This window comes from Halopelagius fulvigenes (assembly GCF_055398025.1).
Genome location: NZ_AP043846.1, coordinates 2,527,254 through 2,545,861, shown reverse-complemented (window position 1 = coordinate 2,545,861; position 18,608 = coordinate 2,527,254). Strand labels below are relative to the sequence as shown.

The 18,608-nt window shown below is 68.0% G+C and carries 17 protein-coding genes; 9 read left to right on the top strand and 8 right to left on the bottom strand.

Going from position 1 to position 18,608, the window contains the following annotated elements; genetic code table 11:
- Window positions 1-141 precede the first annotated feature (141 nt).
- Window positions 142-321 (top strand): hypothetical protein, encoded by a 180-nt coding sequence (locus tag ACZ522_RS17975; protein WP_379696444.1) that lies wholly within the window; start codon window positions 142-144, stop codon window positions 319-321.
- Here the strand turns inward: ACZ522_RS17975 and surE are convergent.
- The 4 genes from surE to ACZ522_RS17955 form a co-directional block, all read right to left on the bottom strand.
- Entirely contained in the window at window positions 313-1,119 is an 807-nt protein-coding gene (gene surE, locus ACZ522_RS17970) for a 5'/3'-nucleotidase SurE (protein ID WP_379696447.1), read from the bottom strand. The genes ACZ522_RS17975 and surE overlap by 9 nt on opposite strands.
- An 82-nt stretch (window positions 1,120-1,201) precedes the next feature.
- Window positions 1,202-1,585, bottom strand: a complete 384-nt coding sequence (locus tag ACZ522_RS17965) for an ACT domain-containing protein (protein WP_379696450.1) — start codon at window positions 1,583-1,585, stop codon at window positions 1,202-1,204.
- A gap of 107 nt (window positions 1,586-1,692) precedes the next feature.
- Window positions 1,693-3,168 (bottom strand): small ribosomal subunit Rsm22 family protein, encoded by a 1,476-nt coding sequence (locus ACZ522_RS17960; RefSeq protein ID WP_379696453.1) that lies wholly within the window; start codon window positions 3,166-3,168, stop codon window positions 1,693-1,695.
- Window positions 3,165-3,935, bottom strand: coding sequence for a prephenate dehydrogenase/arogenate dehydrogenase family protein (locus tag ACZ522_RS17955; RefSeq protein ID WP_379696456.1), 771 nt, complete (start codon window positions 3,933-3,935; stop codon window positions 3,165-3,167). Before ACZ522_RS17955 ends, ACZ522_RS17960 begins: the two co-directional genes overlap by 4 nt.
- 162 nt (window positions 3,936-4,097) lie before the next feature.
- Here ACZ522_RS17955 and ACZ522_RS17950 point away from each other — a divergent pair, with 162 nt between their 5' ends.
- On the top strand, window positions 4,098-4,943 hold the full coding sequence (locus tag ACZ522_RS17950) for an SDR family oxidoreductase (protein ID WP_379696458.1): 846 nt from the start codon (window positions 4,098-4,100) through the stop codon (window positions 4,941-4,943).
- 282 nt (window positions 4,944-5,225) lie between these two features.
- Window positions 5,226-5,738 (top strand): hypothetical protein, encoded by a 513-nt coding sequence (locus ACZ522_RS17945; RefSeq protein WP_379696461.1) that lies wholly within the window; start codon window positions 5,226-5,228, stop codon window positions 5,736-5,738.
- Between the two features lie 49 nt (window positions 5,739-5,787).
- Here ACZ522_RS17945 and ACZ522_RS17940 read toward each other — a convergent pair whose 3' ends face one another.
- Entirely contained in the window at window positions 5,788-6,960 is a 1,173-nt protein-coding gene (locus tag ACZ522_RS17940; protein ID WP_379696464.1) for a M24 family metallopeptidase, read from the bottom strand.
- Between the two features lie 144 nt (window positions 6,961-7,104).
- Between ACZ522_RS17940 and aroA the strand changes: the two genes are divergently transcribed.
- Window positions 7,105-8,403 (top strand): 3-phosphoshikimate 1-carboxyvinyltransferase, encoded by a 1,299-nt coding sequence (gene aroA / locus ACZ522_RS17935; RefSeq protein ID WP_379696467.1) that lies wholly within the window; start codon window positions 7,105-7,107, stop codon window positions 8,401-8,403.
- A 37-nt stretch (window positions 8,404-8,440) separates the two neighbouring features.
- Here aroA and nadC read toward each other — a convergent pair whose 3' ends face one another.
- Genes nadC through nadA form a run of 3 tightly spaced genes read right to left on the bottom strand, consistent with a single transcriptional unit; the run spans window position 8,441 to window position 11,989 of the window.
- Complete coding sequence (gene nadC / locus ACZ522_RS17930) at window positions 8,441-9,274, bottom strand: carboxylating nicotinate-nucleotide diphosphorylase (protein ID WP_379696471.1); 834 nt, start codon at window positions 9,272-9,274, stop codon at window positions 8,441-8,443.
- A gap of 7 nt (window positions 9,275-9,281) precedes the next feature.
- Window positions 9,282-10,853 (bottom strand): L-aspartate oxidase, encoded by a 1,572-nt coding sequence (locus ACZ522_RS17925; protein WP_379696474.1) that lies wholly within the window; start codon window positions 10,851-10,853, stop codon window positions 9,282-9,284.
- Complete coding sequence (nadA, locus tag ACZ522_RS17920) at window positions 10,850-11,989, bottom strand: quinolinate synthase NadA (RefSeq protein WP_379699855.1); 1,140 nt, start codon at window positions 11,987-11,989, stop codon at window positions 10,850-10,852. Before nadA ends, ACZ522_RS17925 begins: the two co-directional genes overlap by 4 nt.
- A 277-nt stretch (window positions 11,990-12,266) precedes the next feature.
- Between nadA and aroC the strand changes: the two genes are divergently transcribed.
- The 5 genes from aroC to dinB all read left to right on the top strand — a co-directional run bounded on the left by aroC (window position 12,267) and on the right by dinB (window position 18,589).
- Entirely contained in the window at window positions 12,267-13,418 is a 1,152-nt protein-coding gene (aroC, locus tag ACZ522_RS17915) for a chorismate synthase (protein ID WP_379696477.1), read from the top strand.
- Window positions 13,419-13,647: 229 nt separating this feature from the next.
- Complete coding sequence (locus ACZ522_RS17910; protein WP_379696479.1) at window positions 13,648-15,546, top strand: 2-oxoacid:acceptor oxidoreductase subunit alpha; 1,899 nt, start codon at window positions 13,648-13,650, stop codon at window positions 15,544-15,546.
- 3 nt (window positions 15,547-15,549) lie between these two features.
- A complete protein-coding gene (locus ACZ522_RS17905; protein WP_379696482.1) occupies window positions 15,550-16,488 on the top strand; it encodes a thiamine pyrophosphate-dependent enzyme in 939 nt (312 codons plus the stop codon).
- Between the two features lie 105 nt (window positions 16,489-16,593).
- A complete protein-coding gene (gene lrpA1 / locus ACZ522_RS17900) occupies window positions 16,594-17,022 on the top strand; it encodes an HTH-type transcriptional regulator LrpA1 (RefSeq protein WP_379696485.1) in 429 nt (142 codons plus the stop codon).
- Between the two features lie 169 nt (window positions 17,023-17,191).
- Window positions 17,192-18,589: a DNA polymerase IV gene (gene dinB / locus ACZ522_RS17895; protein WP_379696489.1), complete on the top strand. Its 1,398-nt coding sequence runs from the start codon at window positions 17,192-17,194 to the stop codon at window positions 18,587-18,589.
- Window positions 18,590-18,608: the final 19 nt, after the last annotated feature.

Here is an 18,608-nt window from a genome sequence, read left to right as displayed (position 1 = left end):
CGACACCTGTCGGAATAACGGTTCTTGCTCCGTCCTCTCCGAGGAACCCCGCCCTCACCAGTCTCTCCGGAGAACTGTACTCTTCGAGGGATAGTTCCGACAGCACGAACGTTTTTACGTGGGCTTCGCGCAGGGAGGGTAATGAGTCGTCGTCTCGGTATCGCCGTCTTCGTCCTCGTCGCCGGCGCGGGCGTCCTATCGACGTACGCCGCGGGCGGCGATACGGCGACGATGGCGTCGTGGGTGTTCCTCGCCGTCGTCCCCGCCGCCATCGTCGGCCTCGGTAGTACGCCGTCCGGATACTCCGACCGCTCAGACTGAGTCGAGGTACGTCTCCGCGAGTGCGTCGAGCGATTCGTGGTGTTCCGTCGTGTGCGGCGCGGTCAGCGGCGACACCGACACGCGCCCCTCGACGACGGCGCGGCGGTCGGTCCCCTCCGGGTCGGGCAGATCGTTCTCGCGCATCCGGTCCCACACCCCGTCGTGGAGCGTCACTTGGCCGTTCTCCTCGTCGCGCCGGGCGGTCATGTCGTACAGCGTCGAGGGCGTGGTCACCTCCAACGGCGCGGGAGAGCCGTCTCCGGCGGGCATCGGCGCGTTCACGTTGAGATACTCCGCCTGTTCGAAGACGCCCGCGCCGAGTGCGTGCTTCGCGAGGTACGTCGCCGCGTTCGTCGCGTTCCGGTAGTCCTCGGGGTCGGTCGCCTTCTCGTGCCACGACGCGTCGCCGCCGTTCGGAACGTACAGCGAGACGGCGATGGACGGCACGTCGAAGAACGCTGCCTCCACCGCGGCGCTTACGGTCCCGGACCGACCGAGGACGTACGCGCCGAGGTTCGCGCCCTTGTTGCACCCGGCGACGACCAAGTCCACGTCCGGGCAGAGCGCTTCCAACCCGACGATCGTACAGTCGGCGGGCGTGCCGTGGATGGCGTAGCCGAGTTCGTGCCTCGACACGTCCACGTCCTTCGACATCTGCCGTCCGACCGCGCTTTGGTCCTCGGCGGGCGCGACGGCCGTCACGTCCGCGAACTCCTCGAAGGCGTCGTACAACGCGCGAAAGCCCACACTGTCGATGCCGTCGTCGTTGGTGAGGAGGATAGAGAGCGACTCGCTCATGGTTCACACTCCGACGGGGGGTGCAAAGGTGTACCGCTTGGCACGGAGGCGTCCGCGACGGCGAGGTTCGGACCACGAACCCTCACCGCTCCACGCGGCAGCCGAGTGCTTCGAGTTTCCGGACGGCCGGTTCGATATCGTCGTCTTTAACGAGGACGTGGTCGGTCGAATGCGCCGACAGAGCGAAGACGGAGACGCTTTCCTCGGCGAGTGCGCCGGCGACCACCGCCAAGAAGCCGACGAGTTCGAAGGGGAGCGTCGTCTCGAACGTGAGTATCCGCCACCCCTCCTCCGCTTCTATCGCGTCTTCCTCGTCGTAGGCGTCCTGTTCGACGACGACGGTCGTCTCGTCGCCGTCTCGGACGGACGCGAACGCGTCCGGGTCGTCTCGGGTCGCTTTAAGCACGGCGTATCTGCTCTCGGAGACGCTGACGGTCCCGCCGTCGAAGTACTCCGCGAGTTCCATATCCGAAGAGGACTCCGTCGCGGCTTGTGGCTGTCTGCCCAAACCGATCCGAGGAGACGCAACGGTCGGCGCTCCGGACCCGGTTCGCCGGACGCCGTTCGCGCCGTTCAGGCGACTCTGTCGACCACAACCTCGCCGTCCACGACGAGGTTGTACGCCTCCTCGTCGTCGTTCCACAGACAGAGGACGTTCTCGAAGGCCAGTATATCGCCGTAGTCGGCGCGCGCGAGTTCCTCGTTGAGTGCGTCGCGGTGGGTCAAGACGGCGTAGTGACCCACGGACTCGCTCCCGTCGCTCACCTTGTAGAGGGGGTTCGCCCCGTCCTCGGCGAGGTTCCGACTCAGTTTCACCGCCAGCAGGTCGATTCGCTCCGTGACGTGCCGGTCCATCTCTGCCATCTTGGCGAACCGGTCCGCGGAGGCGGTCACCTCGCGGCGGCGAACGCCGTCGGTCCGGAGGATAGAGTAGGAGAACTGCACCGTCTCGTTCAGGAAGGTGCCGTCGTCGTCGCCCGCCTCATCCAGTCGTCGCTGGAACGCCGGGGCGGCGATGTCGTCGCGTCTGTCGAACGACCACCCGCGGTCCGAGGGGGCCTCGCCCGGCCAGAGGCGGAGCGTCGGCGAGTAGACGGTCACTTCGCCGTCGGGGGGCGTGACGGCGCGTTCCACCTCCCGCAGGCCGACGCTGGTGTTGAGGTCCGCGGGCGCGAGAGCGACGACGGACCCGTCGTCCGCGAGGACGTCGAGGTACTTTCGGACGACCGATTCGGGGTCGTCCAGTTCGCTCAGGACGTTCGCGAAGAGGACGACGTCGAACTCGTCGGAGTCGTCGCCGTCCCCGCCGTCTACGACGCCGCGCGCGTCGAAGTCCTCCGCCGTCTCGCGGTGGACCGTCGTTCGGAAGTTCGGCCCCGTCTCCTCCAGCATCCGTTCGAGGACGTCCGCGGAGGCGGACGGTTCGACGGCGTGGTAGTCAACGAGGGCGTCCTCGGGCAGGTAGTCGTGCAGGCCCAACGCGGGGCCGCCGGTGCCCGCGCCCACGTCGAGGACGCGGCAGACGCGCGGGAGTCGGCCCGTCTCCGCCAAATCGTCGAGGACGTAGCCGACGGCGGCGTAGTAGTCCGGCAGGTGGTAGAGGCCGTAGCCGAGTGCGGCCGTCTCGTCGTACTCGACGGGGTTCTGCCGGTAGTAGTCCTCCTTCAGGCGGCGGATCGTCTCTCTGAGTTCGTCGCCGGAGTTGTCGGACGAAGTCCGACTGCCCGACGAACTGCGTTCGTCGAAGTCGCCGCGGTGCCAGTTGACGCCGCGGCGTTCGACGAGGATATCCTCGAACGCGAAGGCGTACGCCTCCGGGAACTCGGTGGGGTTCCACGATTCGAGGGGCGCGGGGTCGTCGTTCGCCGGTACGAACGTCCCGTCGTCGCGTTCGATCAAGCGGAGGTCGTACGCCTCCTCCCGGAGGGTCTGCCTGACGACGGCGGGGTGGGGCGTCCCCTCGATGTACTCGCATATCTCCTCGGGGTCTATCGGCCGGACGTTCCGCAGGTACTTCGCGTTCGAGCGAACCGCCTCGCGGTCTATCACCGGCGCTCACCCCCCGACCCCGATCCGAACGCGCCGTCTCCGGCCGCCTCCTCGTACAGGTCCTCGAACGCCTCGCCGTCGGCGTCGGCGACGCGTCGGGCCGCCTCCGCCACCCGGTCCGCGCCGGGGAACGACTCCTGAATCTCACGGTAGACGCGGGGCGTCCCCGTCGTCACCGCCTCGACGAGTTCCTCCAAGCCGGCGGATATCGGCGTGGCGAACTCCTCGCGCACGTCCTCGGCGGCGAGTGCGTACGCGAGGATGGCCGCGTGCGCGCCCGCCTGCACCGTCTCCATCGCGGCGTCGTGTTCCGTCGCCGTCGTCTCGAACACCTCGTTGCCCGCGTCGGCTATCGCGCCGAGAATCGCGTCCGAAACCGGACCGGGTGCGTCGGCGACGACGGCGACGTTGCCGGGGGCGTTCTCCGGCGCGAACAACGGGTGCAGGCTGACCCGTTCCCGGTCGGGTGCGGCCGCCCGCATCGCCGCCACGGGCGCGTCCATCACGCCCGTCACGTCTGCAACCGCGCGTTCCGCCTTCGGCGCGTGCGCCCTGACCGCCTCCCGGACGGCCGAGATGGGGACGGCCAGACAGACGGCGTCGAACGACTCCTCGGCGTCCAGCGAAACCGCTCGGCCGCCCGCCTCGGCGGCCGCCCTCGCGGCGGCCTCGGGGTCCCTGTCGGCGTACGCCACGTCGAACTCGGCGGCCAACGTCTCTCCGGCCCAACGGCCCATCGCGCCCGCGCCGACGACGAGTACCTCCATCGCCGCCGACTACGCACCGGGCGCGTCAAAAGGAGTTCGGTGCGCGCCCCGCCTCGCGCCGCGTACCGGGCGACGACGCCTCCGTCCGCGACCGGACGAACGCCGCACTCACCGACCCACGGGCGGGGTAAGGTGAAGTACCTCCCCCCGGTACGTGTGAGCATGCCATCGAATAAACTCGACGGGCGTGTAGCGTTTATCACCGGGACGAGTCGGGGAATCGGGAAGGCGTTGGCGCTTCACCTCGCCGAACGCGGCGTCCGCGTCGTCTCGACCGGGAAGACGGTCGAACCGCGGGACGACCTGCCGGGGACCATCGTCGAGACGACGGAGGAGATACGCGAACGGGGCGGCGAGTCCATCTGGCGGCAGATAGACGTGCGCGACGAAGAGTCGGTCGAGGCGGCGATAACGGAGACGGTCGAGGAGTTCGGCGGCCTCGACTTCGTGGTGAACAACGCCGGCGCTATCCACATGGCCCCGTTCGAGGAGACGCCGCCGAAGCGGTTCGACCTGCTGAACGACGTGAACGCCCGCGGCGCGTACGTCACGACGTACGCGGCCCTCCCGCACTTGAGAGAGAGCGACCACGCGCACGTGCTGGCGTTCTCGCCCCCCGTCACCGACCCCGGCCGGCCGGGGATGGCCGCCTACGCCGTCTCGAAGTACGGGATGACCGTGACGATGCAGTCGTTGGCCGGCGAACTCGACGACGACGGAATCGCCGCCAACTCCCTGTGGCCCGTCGCCGCCGTCGAGAGCGAAGCGACGCGGCACTTCGGCATGGGCACGGAGGAAGACTGGCGGCGACCCGAAATCGTCTGCGACGCCGTCGAGGCGGTTCTCCGGCGCGACCCCGCCGACTGCACGGGCAACGCCTTCTACGACGAGGCGATTCTCCGCGAGGAGGGCGTCGAGGACTTCTCGCGGTACAACGTCGTCGAGGACGCCGACCCCGGCCCGATGTCCGCCCGCCTGTTCGACCCCGATTTCGAGCGACCCGCGTAGCTGACAGTAACGGTGATATCAGGTGTGATATTTAGACGCATAACGTTAAAGGGGAGACGCCCATCGGACGACTTGGGGTTAGTAAGCGTGCGACGCTAGGTGCGGCCCACGAAGGGGGGAATGCACCTCACGTTTCAGTTTTGACATACGACGGTACGTTCGAGGCCCGTTCCGATGAACCGCCGGTATCCGCCGTTAACAGCGTCTTCCGGCCGTCAGACGTATAAACTCGCGCTGATAGGTGGGTAGTTTTATACTGTAGTAGACACATTAGACGAACCGATGAGATTCCCTTCGGTCCCGGGGCGAGACACCGACGGTCAGCGAGTGAAACTACCGGACGACTTCGAGGGGGACCAGACGCTCGTCGTCATCAGCTTTCACGCACGCCAACAGACGCTCGTCGACTCGTGGCGGGGGTTCGCGAACGACCTCGAAGACGAGTACGACCACTTCACCTACTACGAACTGTTCGTCTCCGGGAGCCGAAGCGGGATGCTCCCGCCGACGGCGACGGGCGGTCTCTCACCGGCGAACGCCCGGCGGAAACTCCACGACCGGACGGTCCTCGTCCCCGTGGACAAGAGCGCCTTCCGACGCCGCCTCGGCCTCCTCGGCGAACAGACCATCTACGCGTTCCTCGTCGAGGACGGCGAAGTGGTCCGACAGGCGGCGGGCGTGCTGACGCCGAAGACCGCCGAAGCGCTCGAATCGCTCCTCGCGGAGTGGGCGCACGCGCAGTCGCGGTGGTCGGAACTCGGCGGCGAGACGGCGGAAGAACCCTCGGACGACTGACCGCTCACCCCCTACGGACGACTCGCTCTCTAACTGCCCGCCCTCCTTCTCAGACGACGAGTTCGACCGGATACGACGTGAGGTTCTCGTACCCGTCTTCGGTGACGACGACGATGTCCTCGATGCGGACGCCGCCCACCTCGGGGTCGTACAGTCCCGGTTCTATCGTTATCACGTGCCCCGGCTTCAGTTCGCCGCCGTCGAGGGAGACGCGCGGGCGTTCGTGCACGTCGAGTCCGACGCCGTGGCCCGTCGAGTGGATGAACCCCGTCTCCGTCGTCGGGTCCGATCGGAGCGTCGGGTGGCCCGCCTCCTCGTACACGTCGCAGACCGCCCCGTGAACGTCCGCTCCGGTCGCACCCGGTTCCACGGCGTCGAGGGCCGCCTTCCGCGCCGCGTCGGTCAACTCGAACCACTCGCGGACCGTCTCGGAGGCGTCGCCCTTCAGGAACGTCCGCGTCATGTCGGCGTGGTACTTCGTTTCTTTCGACCGGGGAAAGATGTCGATTATGACGGGTTCGTCCGCTCTGAGGGGACCGCTCCCGCGGTTGTGCGGGTCCGCGGCGTCCGCGCCGCAGGCGACGATAGTCTCGTCCAGCGCGCACCCGTTCCGGAGGAGGGTGACCTCTATCTCCTCTTTCACCCGTTCGGCGGTGAGCGGTTCCCCCTCGTAGACGAGCGTTCCGTCCCGCACCTCGGCGTCGGCGAGGAGGTTCTCCGCGGCGCGCATGGCCTCCTCGTTCGCGTCCTGCGCGTCGCGGACGTGCGCCACCTCCTCGTCGGTCTTCGTCGCGCGAATCTCCGTCACCACGTCCTCCGTCTCCGGTTCGACCGTCACGCCCCGTTCGCGGAGGATGTCCGCGGGGCCGAGGGGGAAGCGTTCGGGCGCGGCGACCGAGTCGACGCCCTCGTCGTCGAGGAAGGCGGCGACGGCGCGGGCGGTGGCCTCCGCCGAACCGTGTTCGGCGGCGAGTTCGCGGTAGCCGTAATCGACGAGGCGGGTGACCCCGTCGGCCCGGGACTCCTTCTTCGCGCGGCCGTACTCCAGCGAGGAGACCAGAAGCGACGTTCGCTCGGGGGTGTAGAGCGTGACGAACGGGTCGGGCGCGTCGAAGCCCGAGACGTACCGCTGCGTCGAGTCCGTGCTGGCCGCGTTCACGAGGTAGCCGTCGAGTCCGCGGTCGGCGAGGTACTCGTCGAGACGCGAGAGGTCCGGTTCCATGGCCCGCGATTGGCCCGCTTCGGTTAAATCCTCACGCATCGCGGAACTCTCGGCGGGCGGACCGACGGTCGCCCGGACCTTCCGAAACGTCGAAACGTAGCCCCTTCCGGTACCCTCATGCCTCACCCCGCGTCATCCCTGCGCATGAACGTCACCATCTCGAACTCCCGCGTCCGCGGACGGACGCGGGCGCCGCCCTCGAAGAGTTACACCCACCGGGCTATCCTCGCCGCCGGGTACGGAGGCGACGCCACCGTCCGCGACCCCCTCGTCAGCGCCGACACGAAGGCGACGATGCGCGCGGTGGAGGCCTTCGGCGGGTCCGTCGAACGCGCGGAGGACGATACCCACCTCGTCGTCTCCGGGTTCGGGGGCCGCCCGGGCGTCCCTGACGACGTGGTGAACTGCGAGAACTCGGGGACGACGATGCGCCTCGTCACCGCCTGCGGCGCACTCGCGGACGGGTTGGTCGTCCTGACGGGCGATGACTCGCTTCGGTCGCGCCCGCAGGGACCCCTCCTCTCGGCCATCGAGGACCTCGGCGGGCGCGGCGAGTCCACGCGCGGGAACGGACGGGCCCCCCTCGTCGTCGGCGGTTCGACGCCCGGCGGGCGCGTCTCCATCCCCGGCGACGTCTCCTCGCAGTACATCACCGCCCTGCTGATGGCCGGCGCGGTCACCGACGAGGGAGCCGAGGTGGAGTTGGAGACGGAACTGAAGTCCGCGCCGTACGTGGACATCACCGTCGAAGTGCTGGACGACTTCGGCGTCGAGGTGGAGCGAACCGAGGCGGGGTTCGCCGTCGAGGGCGGCCAGTCGTACGCCCCCGAGGGCGGCGAGTACGCCGTCCCGGGCGACTTCTCCTCGATGTCGTACCTGCTCGCGGCGGGGGCCGTCGCCGCCGAGGGGGGCGAGTCCGTCGTCGTGGAGGGCGCGCGCCCCAGCGCACAGGGCGACAGCGCCATCGTCGATATCCTCGACTCGATGGGCGCGGCGGTGTCGTGGGACCGCGAGGCGGGCGAGATCACGGTCTCGCGGGGCGACCTGACCGGGACGACGGTGGACGTGGGCGACACCCCCGACCTCCTGCCGACGATAGCGACGCTCGGCGCGGCGGCGGAGGGCGACACCGTCATCGAGAACTGCGAACACGTCCGGTACAAGGAAACAGACAGAGTCAGCGCGATGGCCGAGGAGCTCGGAAAGATGGGCGCGTCGGTGACCGAAGAGCGGGACCGCCTCACCGTTCACGGCGGCGAGACGGAGCTCTCGGGCGCGCGGGTGGACGGACGGCACGACCACCGCATCGTGATGTCCCTCGCCGTCGCGGGCCTCGTCGCGGAGGGCGAGACGACCGTCGAGGGCGCGGAGCACGTGGACGTGTCGTTCCCGGACTTCTTCGAGTCGATGGAGTCGCTGGGCGTCGAACTCCGGCGAGAGTGACTCCGGGAGGAGTGACCCCCGAACGGTCCTGTGCGAGTCAGCCGGTTCGGAAGGAGTAGTCCAAGGCCGGGGCCGAGTGGGTGAGACACCCCATGGAGACGATGTCCACGCCCGTCGCGGCGTAGTCGGGGACCGTCTCGACGGTGATGCCGCCCGACGCCTCCGTGCGAACCTCCCGGCCCAGTTCCGCGGCCGCGTCGTTCACCAACTCGACCGCCCGCGCCGTCGCTTCCGGGGTCATGTTGTCCAAGAGGACGATGTCCGCGCCCGCACGGGCGGCCCGCGGGGCGTCCCCGGGGTCGTCCACCTCTACCTCGATTTTCGTGGCGAAGGAGGCGCGCTCGCGGAACCGTTCGACGGCCGGTTCGAGCCCTCGCTCGGCGATGTGGTTGTCCTTGACCATCACCATGTGCGAGAGGTCGAGTCGGTGCGTGTCGCCGCCGCCGGCGGCGATGGCGCGCTTCTCGACGCCGCGGAGTCCGGGCGTCGTCTTCCGCGTGCCGGCGACCCTGACGCCCGACCCGCCGTCCACCTCGCACGCCGCTTCGACCGCCTCGCGTGTCTTCGTCGCGACGCCGGAGGCGTGTCCGGCGACGTTCACCGCGACGCGTTCGGCGCGGAGGACGTCCTCGGCGGGGCCCTCCACTTCGAGCGCCGTCTGCCCCGCGTCGAGTTCGTCGCCGGCGGCCGCGCTCTCGGTGACGGAGGCGTCGAAGTACTCGAAGACGGCCCTCGCGGCGTCGAGGCCGGCGGCGACTCCCGACTCGGTGGCGACGAGTCGCCCCGTCGTCTCGCCGGGCACGTCGTTGGTCACGTCGTGGTGTCCGACGTCCTCGCGGAGCCACACTTCGACCGTGGAGTTCGGAATCATCGGTCCGTCACTCCGCCCTCGGCTCCGCCGACTCCTCGACGACGCTGTGGGTGCCGACGCACCGGTCGTTCTCGCTGGCGGCCCGCATCACCAACAGGGCGGTGACCGTCGCGGAGCGCAGTTCGTACAGCGAACGGGTCGTCCGCGTGCGGACGTAGGCGTCCACCTCCCCCTTCAGTCGGCGGAGCGCCGCCCGCCCCCGTTCGAGTTCCGACGGCCGACGCCGCAGTCCGGCGTACTCGCCCATCGCGCGGCGCAGGCGGACGAACTTCTCGCTCGCGAAGGCGTCCGGAAGTTCGGGATCGGTGTCGAGGAGTTCCGGGACTTCGACCGCCTCCGGCGAGCGACCGGCCGCGTCGCCGCCGGCGCGGAGGCCCCAGACGAGTCCTTCGAGCAGGGACGTCGAAGCCAAGCGATTCGCGCCGTGGACGCCGGTCCGGGCGCATTCGCCGACCGCGTACAGTCGGTCGAGCGACGAGCGACCGACCGAATCGACGGCGACGCCGCCGCAGAGGAAGTGCTCCGCCGGCGCGACCGGAATTCCGGACGCCCACTCGACGCCGCGGTCCTCGCACGTCGCGGCCAAGTCGGGGAACTCCTCGGCGAACTCGACCGGCGAGACGTCCAAGACGACCTCTCCGGTCGCCTCCCGCTCGGTTCGGACCGCCCGCGCGACCACGTCTCGCGGGGCCAGTTCGGCGTCCTCGTGGTAGTCGGGCATGAACCGTTCGCCCGCGGCGTTCCGGAGGACGGCCCCCTCGCCGCGGACGGCCTCGCTGACGAGGAACGGGTCGGCACCGTCGGTCGCTCCGGCGTCCCCGTCTCCGTCGCCGGTCCCGTCGCCGTCCGGCGGCGCGTAGACCGTCGGGTGGAACTGGACGTACTCCATGTCCTCGACGTCCGCCCCGGCGAGTGCCGCCATGGCGACGCCGTCGCCGGTCGAACCGGCGGGGTTGGTCGAACGGGGGTACAGATCGCCGATGCCGCCCGTCGCGAGAATCGTCGCCCCCGCGACGGCCGGTGTCACCGCCCCGTCGCGTTCGAGCATCGCGCCGCGGACGCTGCCCTCGTGCGTGACGAGTTCGAGCGCCGCGGTGTCCTCCAGAATCGTCACGTCGTCGCGGGCGTCGAGGTAGTCGAGGAAGGGGACGTGGACGTGCTTGCCGGTCGAGGCGTCCACGTGGAGGATTCGCGGTTCGTCGTGGGCGGCCTCGCGGCCGAAGTCGTACCCCGCCCCGTCCGCGTCGAACTCGACCCCGAGGGTGTCGAGCAACACGTCCTCGACGGCGTCATCGGCGTTCTCGACGAGGACGTCCACGGCGTCGGGGTCGGCGGTATCGTCGCTCGCGGTCAGGACGTCACGTTTGAACTGCGCCGGATCGTCGCGGGAGACGGCGATACCGCCCTGCGCCCACCACGACGAGGCGTCCGCCGGTCGCGTGGCTTTCGTCGCGACGGTGACGGTGGCCCCTTCCCGCGCGGCTCCCAGTGCCGCCGCGAGGCCGGCGATTCCGGACCCGACGACCAGCACGTCCGTCTCGCGGCGGTCGTCGGACCCCGCCGCCGGTTCGTCGGTCACGAGTCCACCTCCAGCATCCTGTCGAGTGCGACCTTCGCGAGTCGCTTCTCCTCGGGCGCGACTTCAATGACGTTGCGCTCGCGGCCCGCCGCGAGTTCTTCGAGGACCCACGTCAGGTAGTTGGGGTCTATCTGCCGCATGGCGTTGCAGTCCATGCAGGCGTCGCCGCACAACGGGAGCACCTCCACGTCGGGGTGCCACCGGTCGAGGTGCTTCGCGAGGTGGACTTCGGTGCCGACGGCCCACGCCTCCCCGGGGTCGGCGTCCGCGACGGTCTGACGGATGGTCGCCGTCGAACCGACCACGTCGGCCGCCTCGACCACCTCGCGGCGGCACTCCGGGTGGACGACGACGCCGACGTCCGGTCGTTCCTCCCGAATCGCCTCGACGTGGGACTCGCGGAATCGCTCGTGGACCTGACAGTAGCCGTCCCAGAGGATGATATCGTTGTCCACCACGTCGGCGGCGTCTCTGCCGTCGGGGTTCCACGGGTCCCACACGACGGTTCGGTCCTCCATCCCGAGTCGGTGGGCGGTGTTCTCGCCGAGGTGCTTGTCCGGCAGGAAGAGCACCGTGTCGCCGCGTTCGAACGCGTACTCGAAGGCCTCGGGGGCGTTCGAGGAGGTGCAGACGAGTCCGCCCTGCTCCGCGCAGAACGCCTTCAGATCGGCGTAACTGTTCATGTACGTCACCGGGACGATATCCGCGTCGGGCGCGGCGGCGGCGATTTCGGCCCAGACGGCGTCCACCTGTAGCGCCTCGGCCATCCCGGCCATCGGACAGGACGCCTCCATGCTCGGCAGAATCACCGACTGGTCGTCGTCGGTGATGATATCGGCGGACTCGGCCATGAACGTCACGCCGCCGAAGACGACGTAGTCGGCGTCGGTGTTCGCCGCCTCCTTCGAGAGTTGGTAAGAGTCGCCGACGAAGTCCGCGTGTTCGACGATCTCCCGGCGCTGGTAGTTGTGGCCGAGGACGACCACGTCGTCGCCGAGTTCGTCGCGCGCCGCCTCGATTCGTCTCGTCCGCTCGGCCTCGTCTAACCCGCGGTACGCCGGCGGAAGCCGCTCTAAGCCGTCGTACTTGAACAGACTGAGGTCCGTCTCGAACTGGGTGGTTTCCATCTCCGGCATGTCTTTGAACTGCGTTGACACGTCTATCAACGCCGGTATTGAAAATATTTTTCCTTCAATGGGGGTGGTTGGGGACTTATTCCACTGGTCTCCGCACTCCGTCGGCTCACAGTCGCACATCACGCCCGACCGATTACTCGGCGGAGAAACGCAGAGAGACGCCGCCGAACCGTCCGTCGCGTCGGTCTCCGGGACGGAAGCGTCGGCGTCCGCCGCCCGTTCCACGATTGCGCCTTTCTACAAAACCTAAATGCCCGGGTAACGGACCGACGAGGTAATGAACGGCAATCGATTCGGCCGACTCTTCCAGGTCACCACCTACGGCGAGAGTCACGGCGACGCCATGGGAGTGACCGTCTCGGGGTGTCCGGCCGGGCTGGAACTCGACGAGGACGACGTACAGAAGGAACTCGACCGGCGGAAACCGGGTCAGTCGATGATAACCACCTCCCGCGGCGAACCCGACGCCGTCGTCATCAACTCGGGGACGCAGGACGGGTACACGACGGGGACGCCCATCGGGATGGTCATCGAGAACAAGGACGCCCGGTCCGGCAAGTACGAACCGTACGTCACCGCGCCGCGCCCGAGTCACGGTGACTTCACCTACTCCGCGAAGTTCGGGACGCGGAACTGGGGCGGCGGCGGTCGGTCCTCCGCCCGGGAGACGGTGAACTGGGTCGCCGCGGGCGCGATAGCGCAGAAGATTCTCGCCGAACACGGCGTCGAGGTGAAAGCGCACGTCAACCAGATAGGCGACGTGGAAGCGCCGCCGGTCACGTTCGAGGAGATGCTCGAACACGCGGAGGAGAACGACGTTCGCTGCGCCCACCCCGAGACGGCCGAGCGGATGATGGAGAAGATAGAGGAGTACCAGAAGGAAGGCGACTCCATCGGCGGGTCCGTCTACTTCGAGGCCAGAGGTGTCCCGCGCGGACTCGGCGCGCCGCGGTTCGACTCGTTCCCCGCGCGACTCGGACAGGCGATGCTCGCCGTCCCGGCGACGACGGGCTTCGAGTACGGACTCGGCCGCGAGGCCCGCGAGTGGACCGGGAAGGACAGAAACGAGGACTGGGAGTTCGGAGAGGACGGCGACCCCACCCCCGTCGGCAACAAACACGGCGGCCTGCAGGGCGGCATCACCACCGGCCAACCCATCTACGGCGAGGTGTCGTTCCACGCGCCCACGTCCATCCCGAAGGAGCAGAAGACGGTAGACTGGGAGACGGGCGAGGAGAAGGACATCCAAGTCGTCGGCCGCCACGACCCGGTTCTGCCGCCGCGGGCCGTCCCGGTGGTCGAGGCGATGTTGAACCTCACCGTCGTGGACTTCATGCTCCTCTCGGGCCGCATCAACCCCGACCGGATGGACGACGAACCCGGCGAGTACGACACCGACTACCACCCGAGCAGTCCGCGCGACGAGTAGCCGACTCGGACCCTCTTTCGGCCGGAGAACTTACCCACTTTCGGGTAGTAACTGCCGCCTGTACCTCGGAATCGACCAGACGAACGTCCACTTTCCGAGGAAATTAGGGTGGTTCATGTAGACATATTAGGACTATCATTATCTTTCCTTGTTATTCCATAGCAAAGGCTTTAATCGCCTCGTAGCGAAAGTTTTCGGTAGTGGCCCACGCGGGCCGTGAGCTCAACATATGACTGACCACGAACTCATCTGGCGAATCGCAGGCGGTTCTGGGGACGGCATCGCCTCGACGAGCCAGAACTTCGCGAAGGCCCTGATGCGGTCGGGGCTCCACGTATTCACGCACCGCCACTATCCGTCGCGCATCCGCGGCGGTCACACGTACACGGAAGTACGAGTCTCCGACGAGCCCGTTCGGTCTCGCGGAGACGGCTACAACTTCCTCCTCGCGCTGGGCGACTCCTTCGCTCGGAACCCGCAGGAGAACGCCTACTACGGCAACGAGGAGGTAAAACCGCTCTCGGAGAACCTCGACGAACTCCGAGAGGGCGGCGTCATCATCTACGACTCCGGTCTGCTCGACGCCTCCGAGATAGAGGACTTCGACGAACGGGTCGAAGAGAACGACTGGCACGTCTACGACATCGACCTGCGCACCATCGCGCGCGAACACGGGCGCGAGGTCATGCGTAACACGGCCGGAGTCGCCGTCACGTGCGCCATCGCGGACATCGAACCGCACGTCATCAAGGACCTGATGGCGGACGCGATGCCCGAGAAGATCCTCGAACCGAACATGACCGTGTTCGACGACGCGTACGAACTCGTCCAAGAGGAGTACGACGTCGACGCGCCGGACATTTCGGTTCCGGAGAGCGAACACGACGAGGAGCAGGTGCTCCTCTCGGGGTCGGACGCCATCGCCTACGGCGCACTCGACGAAGGGTGCCGCTTCATCGCGGGCTACCCGATGACGCCGTGGACGGAAGTGTTCACCATCATGTCGCAGAACCTTCCGGACGTCGGCGGCATCTCCGAGCAGGTCGAAGACGAGATCGCCGCGGCGGCCCTCGCCATCGGCGCGTCCCACGCGGGCGTGAAGGCCATGTCCGGATCGTCCGGCGGCGGGTTCGCGCTGATGTCCGAACCGCTCGGCCTCGCCGAGATGACCGAGACGCCAGTCGTCCTCGTCGAGGCGATGCGCGCCGGTCCCTCGACCGGGATGCCGACGAAGCCCGAGCAGGGCGACCTCGAACACGTCCTGTACACGTCGCAGGGCGACTCCCACCGCGTGGTGTTCGCGCCCGCGGACGCCGAGGAGGCGTACAGGCAGACGCGACGCGCGTTCCAGATCGCGTACGAGTACCAGATTCCGTCCATCGTCCTGTACGACCAGAAGAACGGCGGCGAACTGCGGAACGTTCCCGCCAGCGTCTTCGACGAGGAGCCGAATCCGGACCTCGGTTCGATCCTGACGGAAGCGGAACTGGAGGACGCGCCCCACGACGCCTCGGGCAAGTTCAACCGCTTCCAGTACGACGGCGAGAACGCGGTCAGTCCGCGTTCCATCCCCGGCCAGAAGGAGGGCCGCTACCTCGCGACGGGTAACGAGCACATGCCCGCCGGACACATCTCGGAGGACCCGGACAACCGCGTCCACCAGATGGGTCGCCGGATGCGGAAGCTCGACAACATCCGCGCCGAACTCGACAGCGAGGAGGAGAGCGCGAACACCCACTACGGCCCCGAGGAGGCCGAGTACGGCATCATGACGTTCGGCTCCCAGCAGGGGACCGTCGAGGAGGCCGTCGACCGACTCAACGAACAGGGTCACTCGGTCAAGGCGCTCGGCGTCTCCGAGTTGGCTCCGTACCCGGTCGACCAGGTCAGCGAGTTCTTAGAGAGCGTCGACGAGTGTCTCGTCGTCGAGATGAACGCCTCGGCGCAGTTCCGCGGCCTCACGCAGAAGGAGACCGGTCGCTTCGGCGAGAAGCTGTCGAGCCTCCTGAAGTTCAACGGCAACCCCTTCGAACCCGACGAGATCGTCAGCGGGTTCATCACGAGCATCGTCGAGGACGGAGAGATCTCCGGCCACGAGACCAAATACGTCCCTGCAGCGGGTGACTAACCAATGAGTGCATTCAGCGCAATCGGTGAGGAACAAGAGAGAGACCGAAACGAGTACACGCCCGGCGTCGAACCCCAGCCGACGTGGTGTCCGGGGTGCGGCGACTTCGGGGTCCTGAAGGCCCTGAAGGGTGCCGCGGCGGAACTCGGCCTCTCGCCCGAGGAGATGCTCGTCTGCACGGGCATCGGGTGCTCGGGCAAGTTGAACAGCTACTTCGAGAGCTACGGATTCCACACCATCCACGGACGCGAACTGCCAATCGCCCGCGCCGCGAAGATGGCGAACGACGGCCTGACCGTCATTGCCGCGGGCGGCGACGGCGACAACTACGGTATCGGTGGGAATCACTTCATGCACACGGCGCGTGAGAACCACGACCTCACGCACATCGTGTTCAACAACGAGATATTCGGCCTCACGAAGGGACAGACGTCCCCCACGTCGCCGAAGGGCCACAAGTCCAAGACCCAGCCTCACGGCTCGGCGAAGGACCCCATCCGCCCGCTCTCGATGTCCCTGAACGCGGGCTCCTCGTACATCGCCCGCACCGCGGCCGTCAACCCGAACCAGGCGAAGGAGATAATCGTCGAAGCCATCGAGCACGACGGCTTCAGCCACGTGGACTTCCTCACGCAGTGTCCGACGTGGAACAAGGACGCGAAGCAGTACGTCCCGTACATCGACATCAACGAGTCCGAGGACTACGACATCGACGTCCACGACCGGCGGTCCGCCTCCGAGATGATGTACGAGACGGAGAACGCGCTTCACGAGGGAACCGTCCTCACCGGCCGGTACTACATCGACGACGAGCGACTCTCCTACCAGCAGGAGAAGAAACGCATCGGCGAGATGCCCGAAGAACCGCTGGCGGAGCGGTACTTCGACGAGGACCACGAGTGGGAGCGCTCCCACGACATGTGGCTCGACAAGCACAAGTAACGGTCGGCTCGCGGCCCAGACGCCCTTCGCGCGGCGTTTTCCGTCGGATGGAGAACCGTTTTCGCATTCGCAACATATTTTTTCCGTGGAGCAAAAGCTACCTCCATGGAAGCCACGTCTACGCAGGGGCGCATCCTCGCCGTCTTGGAGGACGACGCACAGGCGTCGTACGCCGAGATAGCGGACAGGGCGGGCGTCTCGAAACCCACGGTTCGGAAGTACATCCAGCAGCTCGAAGAGGAGGGCGTCATCGTCGGCTACTCCGCCGACGTGGACCCGAAGAAGCTCTCCGGGCAGTCCATCGCTCTCGTCGGCATCGACGTCTCCTCGGACAGCTACGTCGAGGCGACGCGGGAACTGAAGGAGTTAGAGTCGGTGGACGCCCTCTACACCTCCTCCGGGGACCACATGCTCATGGCGGAGGTCCGGGCCGCCGACGGCGACGCCCTCGGCGACGTCATCTCCGAGTCGATACTCGACATCGACGGCGTCACCGCCGCCCACCCGTCGTTCCTGCAGGAGCGACTGAAGTGAGGATTCGACGCCCGCGTCCTCCGGTCTGATTCTCTCGCGGGTGCGCCCACTCGTCTCTCGCCGACCGCCGACCCGATAGCGGACGCTCCCCGACGGCGACCGGTCGGCGCGAACCACTTTCACTCCGCTTTGGGAACGCTCAGTACCCTCCGGTACCCACGTGGTGGTGATGGCGGGGGAGACGCTTCCGGGTGTGGACGACGGCGACGAGTCGGGAGCGCCGCGTATCGTCCTCCACGTCGATATGGACTGCTTCTACGCCTCCTGCGAACGCCTCCGCGAACCCGAACTCCGCGGCGAACCCGTCGTCGTCGGGATGGGCTACGAGTCCGGCGAGACGTTCGGCGCGGTGGCGACGGCGAGCTACGAGGCGCGGGAGTACGGCGTCGAGAGCGCGCAACCCATCTCGCAGGCCCTCGACCGCCTGCCGCGCGTCGAGACGGCCGAGGACCCCTCGGAGGCGGGGTACTACCGACCCGTGGACATCGAGTACTACAAGTCCGTCGCGGCGGAGGTCAAGGAGATTCTCCACGACTGCGCCGACGTGGTTCGGGAGGTGAGCATCGACGAGGCGTACCTCGACGTGACCGACAGAACGTCGTGGGAGACGACGCCCGACGGCGACCGAACGCTCGCGGAGGGGTTCGCCCGCCACGTGAAACAGCGAATCGACAGGGAGGTGGGCGTCACCGCCAGCGTCGGCGTCGCGCCCAACATGTCCGCCGCGAAGGTGGCCAGCGACTACAACAAGCCGAACGGACTCGTGGTCGTCCGCCCCGGCGAGGTACGCTCCTTCCTCGCGCCCCTCTCCGTCGAGGAGGTGCACGGCGTCGGGCCGGTCACCGCCCGCGAACTCGGCGAGATGGGCATCGAGACGGCGGGCGAGTTGGCCGCGGCGGACCCCAACGAGGTGGCGTCGAAGTTCGGGTCGCGGGGACGTGAACTCCGCAGTCGCGCCCGCGGCGACGACGACAGGGAGGTGACGCCCGCGGGCCGACCGAAGAGCCTCTCGCGGGAGTCGGCGTTCGCCGAGGCGACGACGGACGCCGAGAAGAAACGCGAGGTGGTGTCCGCACTCGCGGCGGACGTGGCCGAACGCGCCCGGAGTCGCGGCGCGATGTACCGCACCATCGGCATCAAGGTGGTCCTCCCGCCGTACGACGTGAACACGCGCGAACGGTCGCTGTCGGGGCCGGTGGACGAACCGCCCCTCGTCGAGGACGTCGCCCTCGACCTCCTCTCGGAGTTCGACGACGAGGCGGCGCGGAAGGTGGGCGTCCGCGTCTCGAACCTCTCGTTCGCCGACGCCGACCAGTCGAGCCTCGACGGGTGGGAAGCGGCGGGGTCGGAGTCGGCGTCGGCGGAAGCCGAGACGGACGCGGGAACGACCCCCGCGGCGGCGAAGTCCGACGGCGGGACGGCGACGCGCGACTCCGAGGGGTCGCCGACGCTGACCGACTTCGAGGCGGAGGCGGGGTCTCGTTCCGAAGCGGAGTCGGCTGCCGAATCGGAGTCGAAGGCCGCCGGAGACGCCGACGGGCAGGCGTCGTTGGGCCAGTTCGAGTAGCGCTCGCCGGCGTCTGACG

What these genes read in the sequence shown, in the direction of transcription:
- ACZ522_RS17975 (WP_379696444.1), top strand. Translation starts at nt 142, where the DNA reads ATGAGTCGTCGTCTCGGTATCGCCGTCTTCGTCCTCGTCGCCGGCGCG.
- surE (WP_379696447.1), bottom strand. Translation starts at nt 1,119, where the DNA reads ATGAGCGAGTCGCTCTCTATCCTCCTCACCAACGACGACGGCATCGAC.
- ACZ522_RS17965 (WP_379696450.1), bottom strand. Translation starts at nt 1,585, where the DNA reads ATGGAACTCGCGGAGTACTTCGACGGCGGGACCGTCAGCGTCTCCGAG.
- ACZ522_RS17955 (WP_379696456.1), bottom strand. Translation starts at nt 3,935, where the DNA reads ATGGAGGTACTCGTCGTCGGCGCGGGCGCGATGGGCCGTTGGGCCGGA.
- ACZ522_RS17950 (WP_379696458.1), top strand. Translation starts at nt 4,098, where the DNA reads ATGCCATCGAATAAACTCGACGGGCGTGTAGCGTTTATCACCGGGACG.
- ACZ522_RS17945 (WP_379696461.1), top strand. Translation starts at nt 5,226, where the DNA reads ATGAGATTCCCTTCGGTCCCGGGGCGAGACACCGACGGTCAGCGAGTG.
- ACZ522_RS17940 (WP_379696464.1), bottom strand. Translation starts at nt 6,960, where the DNA reads ATGGAACCGGACCTCTCGCGTCTCGACGAGTACCTCGCCGACCGCGGA.
- aroA (WP_379696467.1), top strand. Translation starts at nt 7,105, where the DNA reads ATGAACGTCACCATCTCGAACTCCCGCGTCCGCGGACGGACGCGGGCG.
- nadC (WP_379696471.1), bottom strand. Translation starts at nt 9,274, where the DNA reads ATGATTCCGAACTCCACGGTCGAAGTGTGGCTCCGCGAGGACGTCGGA.
- nadA (WP_379699855.1), bottom strand. Translation starts at nt 11,989, where the DNA reads ATGCCGGAGATGGAAACCACCCAGTTCGAGACGGACCTCAGTCTGTTC.
- aroC (WP_379696477.1), top strand. Translation starts at nt 12,267, where the DNA reads ATGAACGGCAATCGATTCGGCCGACTCTTCCAGGTCACCACCTACGGC.
- ACZ522_RS17910 (WP_379696479.1), top strand. Translation starts at nt 13,648, where the DNA reads ATGACTGACCACGAACTCATCTGGCGAATCGCAGGCGGTTCTGGGGAC.
- ACZ522_RS17905 (WP_379696482.1), top strand. Translation starts at nt 15,550, where the DNA reads ATGAGTGCATTCAGCGCAATCGGTGAGGAACAAGAGAGAGACCGAAAC.
- lrpA1 (WP_379696485.1), top strand. Translation starts at nt 16,594, where the DNA reads ATGGAAGCCACGTCTACGCAGGGGCGCATCCTCGCCGTCTTGGAGGAC.
- dinB (WP_379696489.1), top strand. Translation starts at nt 17,192, where the DNA reads ATGGCGGGGGAGACGCTTCCGGGTGTGGACGACGGCGACGAGTCGGGA.